The organism is Streptomyces sp. NPDC059456 (assembly GCF_042750055.1).
GTDB lineage: Bacteria > Actinomycetota > Actinomycetes > Streptomycetales > Streptomycetaceae > Streptomyces.
The window spans coordinates 1-1900 of the sequence record NZ_JBHYVA010001039.1; the positions used below are offsets into that span (position 1 = coordinate 1).

The window sequence follows — 1900 nt, forward strand, 5'->3', positions numbered from 1 at the left end:
CCTGGCGCTGGTCGCCTGCCTGTCCGTGGTCGGCTCCTCGATGGTGGCCTCCGCCACCGACGAGCTCGACCAGTCGGTCGGAGCGGACTACATGATCGCCTCGCAGACCCTGCCCGAGGGTCAGTGCTGCTGGGGAGAGCGGCCGAACAGCGCGCGGTACATCTTCCCGTACAGCTCCGTGTTGTTCTGGCTGGCGGCGAAGGCGCTGCCGGTGGGGCCGTAGGCGAAGATCGGCACGTCGGCGCCCGTGTGGTTGCCGGACAGGTACGTCAGCCACAGGCTGGCTTCCGGGCTGCCGTCCTTGACGCCCGCCGGGTCGTCGGGCGTACGGAACGTGGCGGGCGCGAAGTTCTTCGCGTCGGCCGAACCCGCGCCGTTGACGGCGCCGGTGGAGCGGGAGGGGTCCTTGGCGCCGGAGGCCGCGCGCGACGGGGCGCTGTTGTTGGCGGTGTTGCCGGCGTCCACGTTCGCCGGGGGCGCGACGGCCTCGGCGTTGGTGTAGGTGCCCTTCTCGATGATGTTGAAGCCGGCGCACTCGTGGTCCGCCGTGACGATCACGAGGGTGTGGCCGTCCTTCTTCGCGAACTCGTACGCGGTCTTGACCGCGTCGTCGAAGGCCTTCACCTCGGCGAGCGTCTGGGCGGCGTCGTTGGCGTGCGAGCGCTTGTCGATCTGGGCGCCCTCGACCTGGAGGAAGAAGCCCTTGTTCTTCCTGCGGTCCTGCTGCCTGCGGTCGGTCAGCAGCGAGATGGACTTCCTGGTCATGTCCGCGAGGCTGGGCTCCTGCTTCTGCGGAGCGTCGGCGGGCAGGCCCGCCTTGGCCTGCTCGACGGTCAGGTTGCCGCGGTTGAACAGGCCGACGACCTTCTTGCCGTCGGCCTTGTCGAGGTCGCCCTTGGTGGCGGCCTTCTGGCTGGCGGCGGTCTGGGCGGGCAGCGCCGGGTCGCCGAAGCTGCCGAGCACCTGGTAGCCCTGGGCCTGGAGGGCCTTCTGGTCGTCGGGCTCGAAGCGGGCGAGGCCGCCGCCGAGGATGACGTCGGCGGTGCCGTTGCGGGCGATCTGCTCGGCGATCGGCGTGATCAGCGTCTTGTCCCGGGGCGCCGGCTCGTACGTGCCGTCGTCCTTCTTGGGCAGGCAGGCGGCCTCGGAGTAGACCGGGCCCTGGCAGCCGCGCAGCAGTGCGTGGCTGAACTGCGCCGCCGGCGTGGCGTCGGTGATCTCGGCGGTGGAGACGTTGCCCGTGGCGAAGCCGGCCGCCTTGGCCTGCTCCATCAGCGTCGCGGTCTTCTTCTCGTACGCGTCGACCCCGATGGCCGCGTTGTACGTCTTGACGCCGGAGGACCAGGCGGTCGCGGAGCTGGCCGAGTCGGTGACGAGCGCGGGCTTCTGGCTGCCCTTCTCCACGGCGTACGTGGCGACCGCGCCGGTGAACGGGAGGGTCTCCATCGTGAGTTTGCCGCCGGGACCGTAGTAGCGGTCGCGGGCGGCGGTGACATGGGTGCGGCCCATGCCGTCGCCGAGGAGGTAGATGACGTTGCGGATCTCCCTCCCCTGATCGCCCTGCTGGGTGGCCGAGTTGGCGGTGACGGCCGTTCCGGCGGCCACGGCACAGGCAACGGCCAGGACGGTCAGGATCTTCGGAGTGTTCGCGAAACTGCGACGCATGTGCGGGAAATCCCCCTCGGAAGGTACTGCTCGGGCATGCCGACCGTAGGAGGGTTGCGTGAACACGCCGGGCTCGGAAGATGACTTCGAGTCGAACGGAACCCGGGTCTGCGGGACCGTTGCCACGGGCGGGCCGGAACCCGTACGCGGAGGGGGGGGGGGGCTGGGGGGGTGGTGAAGCCGCGGGGGCGCACTTGAACGTCACGCGGCGGTTTGGGCGGTGAGGCCGAGCGGT

2 protein-coding genes are annotated in these 1900 nt (G+C 70.5%); one reads left to right on the forward strand and one right to left on the reverse strand.

Annotated elements, in window-relative coordinates; translation table 11 throughout:
- A partial coding sequence (locus tag ACFXA3_RS41905) for a hypothetical protein (RefSeq protein WP_385196668.1) occupies positions 1-223 on the forward strand: 223 nt, incomplete at its 5' end.
- On the opposite strand, the gene ACFXA3_RS41910 is transcribed toward ACFXA3_RS41905, so the two are convergent.
- Positions 121-1665, reverse strand: coding sequence for an alkaline phosphatase (locus ACFXA3_RS41910; protein ID WP_385196666.1), 1545 nt, complete (start codon positions 1663-1665; stop codon positions 121-123). The genes ACFXA3_RS41905 and ACFXA3_RS41910 overlap by 103 nt on opposite strands.
- Positions 1666-1900 lie beyond the last annotated feature (235 nt).